The sequence below is a fragment of the Maribacter sp. PR1 genome (genome assembly GCF_028464145.1).
In the GTDB taxonomy this organism is placed as follows: Bacteria; Bacteroidota; Bacteroidia; order Flavobacteriales; family Flavobacteriaceae; genus Maribacter.
In genome coordinates this window covers 1-4826 of the sequence record NZ_JAQPCG010000018.1, presented here as the reverse complement: position 1 = coordinate 4826, position 4826 = coordinate 1, and the positions used below count along the sequence as shown (strand labels likewise).

Annotated in this window: 7 protein-coding genes; 1 reads left to right on the top strand and 6 read right to left on the bottom strand. The window is 37.2% G+C overall.

Going from position 1 to position 4826, the window contains the following annotated elements; all coding sequences use genetic code 11:
* Positions 1 to 127: 127 nt before the first annotated feature.
* From ygiD to PP182_RS20945, 6 genes are all read right to left on the bottom strand, one after another.
* Entirely contained in the window at positions 128 to 958 is an 831-nt protein-coding gene (ygiD, locus tag PP182_RS20970) for a 4,5-DOPA dioxygenase extradiol (protein ID WP_272653202.1), read from the bottom strand.
* 74 nt (positions 959 to 1032) lie between these two features.
* Positions 1033 to 1416 (bottom strand): siderophore-interacting protein, encoded by a 384-nt coding sequence (locus PP182_RS20965; protein ID WP_034887672.1) that lies wholly within the window; start codon positions 1414 to 1416, stop codon positions 1033 to 1035.
* 246 nt (positions 1417 to 1662) lie between these two features.
* Positions 1663 to 2508 carry an SDR family oxidoreductase gene (locus PP182_RS20960; protein WP_034887670.1) on the bottom strand — a complete coding sequence of 282 codons (846 nt, stop codon included), beginning with the start codon at positions 2506 to 2508 and terminating at the stop codon, positions 1663 to 1665.
* A 3-nt stretch (positions 2509 to 2511) separates the two neighbouring features.
* Positions 2512 to 3036: a YceI family protein gene (locus tag PP182_RS20955; protein ID WP_034893277.1), complete on the bottom strand. Its 525-nt coding sequence runs from the start codon at positions 3034 to 3036 to the stop codon at positions 2512 to 2514.
* Positions 3037 to 3077: 41 nt separating this feature from the next.
* A complete protein-coding gene (locus PP182_RS20950) occupies positions 3078 to 3647 on the bottom strand; it encodes a YceI family protein (protein WP_034887811.1) in 570 nt (189 codons plus the stop codon).
* A gap of 96 nt (positions 3648 to 3743) precedes the next feature.
* A complete protein-coding gene (locus PP182_RS20945) occupies positions 3744 to 4577 on the bottom strand; it encodes a helix-turn-helix transcriptional regulator (protein WP_034893272.1) in 834 nt (277 codons plus the stop codon).
* 54 nt (positions 4578 to 4631) lie between these two features.
* Between PP182_RS20945 and PP182_RS20940 the strand changes: the two genes are divergently transcribed.
* On the top strand, positions 4632 to 4826 hold a 195-nt coding region (locus tag PP182_RS20940), incomplete at its 3' end, for a hypothetical protein (RefSeq protein WP_272653201.1).

Here is a 4826-nt window from a genome sequence, read left to right as displayed (position 1 = left end):
ATTTGTCATTGACTTTTGATTGATAAAAGAAAAAGCCGCTTAGAGCGGCTTAAAAGGACATGCTTTTTTGAATATTAATGGCTTGTGCAACGGTTACCGTTGTTAGCTGCTGCCTTTTCTATGCTCATCAATTAGGTTCTATTTTTAAAGAAGTCATTGACAATGAACCTCCAACAGATTTGTCGTTAAACAATGTTACCTTTTCATTTTCTTCTTTCAATGCCAAGGTATAAAGTAAAGGCAAATAATGCTCAGGTGTTGGGATGGCTAAATCAAATGCTTTTCCTTGCGATTTAAAGTCGATAAGTTTTTGATGGTCTCCACTTAAAATATGGCTTTTCATTTTTTCGTTGGCTTCGGTAGCCCAATCGAAAGCAAATTCTTCGTTTAGCTTGTTCCAGGACACCCTACGCAGGTTGTGCACCATATTACCGCTTCCAATAATTAAAACGCCTTTATGGCGAAGGCTATTTAGCTCTTGAGCCAATTCGTAATGATACCTTGCCGGTTTCGAATAATCAATGCTCATTTGTATGACCGGAATATCGGCATTTGGATATAAATGTTTGATTACGCTCCAAGCTCCATGGTCAAGCCCCCATTTATCGTCTAATCCAACTTCTGTTTTGGTAATAATACTTTTGGTTTCTTCCGCCAATTCTGGGCTTCCTTTTGCTGGGTATTGAACGTCAAACAATGCTTGTGGAAAACCACCAAAATCGTGAATGGTTGGTGGATTTTGCATTGCTGTTACAAATGTTCCTTTAGTTTCCCAATGTGCTGAAATACAAAGAATCGCATTTGGTCTTATAATTTCTTGACCTAATTTTCTGAATGCCGAAACAAATTCGTTTTCTTCAATGGCATTCATAGGGCTGCCGTGACCTAAGAAAAGCACAGGCATTTTACCTGTGTTACTCATTGTTGAGGTCATTTTGTTTAAATCTTTTAATGTCATACTGTAAGGTATTAAGGGCAATAAAGCTATTGATTTTAAAAATTGCTTTCTATTCATTTGCTGCAAAAATTAGATTAGGCCGTTTTTTTACCCAACCGATAATCAATTGAATATTTTCCTGCTCCCGTAAAAATTAGCCCCACAGCGCCAAACAAGAATAAAGCGTTCAGTTCAATAGCCCAAGCACACATTGCCCAGTTTGTTGCTATGCCGGCGGGTTGGTGCAATGCAAAATCTATAGTGAGAATTTTATTGACCTCATCGTAATTTTTTAAAGTATAAGTGCGCACTTTAGGCTTTTTTCGGTTGGCCACAGGGAGGTGTAACTTTACATAGCAACCTGGTTTGAATACAATAGCCGAATTAGATTGCGAAATTTCAAAATCTATGCGCAGCATATTTTTTGTTAGTTGAGTTTTCTTAATTACACGACATGTATGTCCTGGAATAACCTTCATCTTCTATATTTATATTACAATATCAATAATACCTCCTTTCATCTGCAATATTTCGCCATTGGTAGCTGAAGAAATTGGACTGGCTATTTAACAAACCGTATTGACCACTTCTTCAGACCTATTATAGCGTTGCAATAGTGGACTAGGATCAATTAATAATCTATTCGTATTCTAATAACCAATTGTGTTGAATAAAGAATAAAACCGGCAATAGATTCTATGTTTCTATTGCCGTAATTTTAAAATTTAATTCAATCCAGTTTTAACCGCCTGTGATAAAGAAGTAGTGGGACGGTTAATTAAACGGGCGAGTTCGCCACTTTCATCATGCAAATCGTTTTTAGAAGCGCTATAATCTAAACTCGCAAACGCTTTGGCCATCCCTTCAGGTAATCCAATTTCCTGTAGCTTTTGTGCATATTCTGCTTCTGGAAGGTTCACAAATTCGATGTTTTTACCCGTTTGTTTGCTCACTTCGGCAGCCAAATCCTGCATGGTGAAGGTTTGATCACCAGCCAATTCATACGTTTTGCCTGTATGGTCATCGTTTATGATGGTTTCGGCTATAGCTTCGGCATAGTCTTCACGTGTTGCTGATGAAATTTTTCCATCTCCCGCACTACCAATTATAGCACCTTGCTCTACTGCTTGCTTTAATCCCGCAGTATAATTTTCGGTGTACCATCCATTACGTAAAATCGTGTGCGGAATGCCCGAGTCTTGCAGCATTTTTTCGGTAGCAAGGTGTTCTGGAGCTAATATCATTGACGACGTATCGGCGTGCAGCAAGCTGGTGTAGGCAATTTGCTTAACTTGAGCTTGTTTTGCCGCATTGATTACATTTTTATGTTGGGTTTCACGTTTACCTATCTCGCTTCCCGATATAAAAACCAAACGATCTATGTCCTCTAAAGCCTTTGGTAAAGCTTCTGGTTGTTCATAATCGAAAGCTTTGGCCTCTATACCTAAAGGTTTTGCCTTATCGGGATTTCGCACGAGTGCCACTAATTTGGCATCGGGATTCTTGTCTTTTAGCTTTTGTACTACTAATTGGCCCAGTTGGCCTGTAGCACCTGTTATTCCTATTTTCATGACTTATTGTTTTACAAATTGAACTTCTGCATTAATTTTTATCTCATTTCCAACCATTACACCTCCGGCTTCCAGGGCGGCATTCCAATTAAGGCCAAAGTCTTTTCGGTTCAGTTTACCATTTATGGAAAAACCTGCTTTCTCGTTTCCGTAAGGGTCTTTCATATAACCTCCAAACTCGGTATCTAGTGTGATTTCTTTTGTAGTACCTTTAATTGTAAGGTCACCTACTAATTGGTATTCATCATCATCTACTTTTTTAATGGATTTGCTCACAAATGTAATTTCCGGATATTTTTCAACTTCAAAGAAGTCGGGGCTTTTTAGATGCGTGTCTCGATCATCATTGTTCGTTGATATAGAACTTGCATCAATGTTTGCCGAAATGGTTGCTTTTGTAAAATCTTCGCCATCTATGGTTCCTTGAAAGGTTTTAAATTCTCCTTTTACGTTAGAAATCATCAGGTGTTTTACTTTAAATGTAATTTCGCTGTGTGTTGGGTCTATTGCCCATTTTGTTGTTTCCATTTTCTTATATTTTTAATGTTATTGGATAATTTTTAAACGTATTACTGCTTGGCAAACTGTAAGTGCACCACTATGTTTACATCTTTGCCAATACCTGCTGCGGTAGGATCATAATTAATATTGTAGTCAAATCTGTTAATGGTGGTTTTGGCTTTCAATCCTAATTTTTCGCCCTGGTCACTTTTGGCAGTTCCGCCATAGTACACATCAAAAATCACGGGTTTGGTTACATCTTTTATGGTTAGGTCGCCATATAATAAATACTGATCAGGTTTTCCAGTAGCTAAGATTTTCGTGCTTTTAAAAGTCATTTCTGGATATTTTTCAACTTCAAAAAAATCAGCACTTCTCAAGTGGTTGTCCCTGTCTTCTACATTGGTATTGATACTTGTTACTTTAACAGTAAAATCAACATTTGCCCCTTCTAAAGCTTCCCCATTTGTAGTAAGGTTTCCGGTATATTCCATAAATTTCCCATTCACGATACTAATTCCGGAATGTGAAATATTGAAATTTAAGGACGAATGGTAAGGGTCTACCTTCCAGTTTGCTTGTGCGAATACGTTTACATTCAAAAATGTAATTGCTAATAAAATCAGTACTTTTTTCATAATCATATAAAATTTAATTGTTAATAATATTTGTTTACAAAGATAGTAGCACTTACGATGAAGCAAATTACACTTTTCGGTAAGAGGAGTGTAGATTTAGGAAATTAACCTATTTTTCATCTCTTCACGGAACTTACCTGGCGATTGACCTGCCTTTTTTTTAAAGACGTTAGAAAAATAAGAATTCTCATTGTAGCCCAATTCATAAGCTATTTCAGATATGGTTTTTTCTGTAGAGATCAATAGGTTTTTAGCTTCAATTAATTTTCGGGTTTCGATTATTTCTGAAACACTCTGTGCTAAAATATTTTGGCAGATGATGTTCAAATTCCTTGACGACATAAAAAGTTTTTCCGCATAGAATTCCACACCAAATGGTCTTCGGTAATTTTCTTCAAGAATCGTCAGGAAGTTTCCGAAGGATATATGTTGCGTTTTTTGAATAGGCTCGTCTTGTGGTTCTAACTTTTTTCGTTCGGCTTCTATCATCGTGAACAGGACACCCAATAGTTGCCTTATTATGGAAAGGTCTGTTGTGTCTTGTTGTGTTTCGGCATAAATCATCTCACAAAGGGTAACCAGTCTCTGAAAACAATGTCCTTTTTCAAGTTCTAAATTTGCTTGAGTGTGATAAAACGAATAGAGTTGAAATGTGGTTTCTGGAATAAATTCGCTTTTAAAACGAATTGCCCAAATATCGCATTTGCCATTATGTAGCTTTGGAACTACTCTGTGTACTTTTCCTTTGGTTACGAAACTCACAAAAGGAGATTGGATTTTGGTAGTGTTAAAATCAATGAAATGCTCCAATTCACCTTCAATGCCAATTAATAACTCTTCAAACTCGTGATTGTGGGGTTCGTCAGGTTGTCCAGAAATCTTTTTTGCTTCTTCTTCGTCAACTCTGAATATGTGGAATAGTTTGTTCATCTGATAAGTTGTTCGTTTTTTTAGGTTGCAGCTAACGGCTTCGGCTATGAGTAGTTGCGTGGTTTAGCACTTAACTTTGCAAGTACACACCAAACTGAAAATCCGCGAGGATTTTCAGAAGTAGGCGAGAACAAGCAATTACTTATAGCCATTGTGCCTGTTGCACAAGTTAGGAAAAAATCGGTTTTGATCATTGCCGATCCGGGGATCGATCGTAACTTGAGGTATGCAAGGAAAAAAGGACTACCA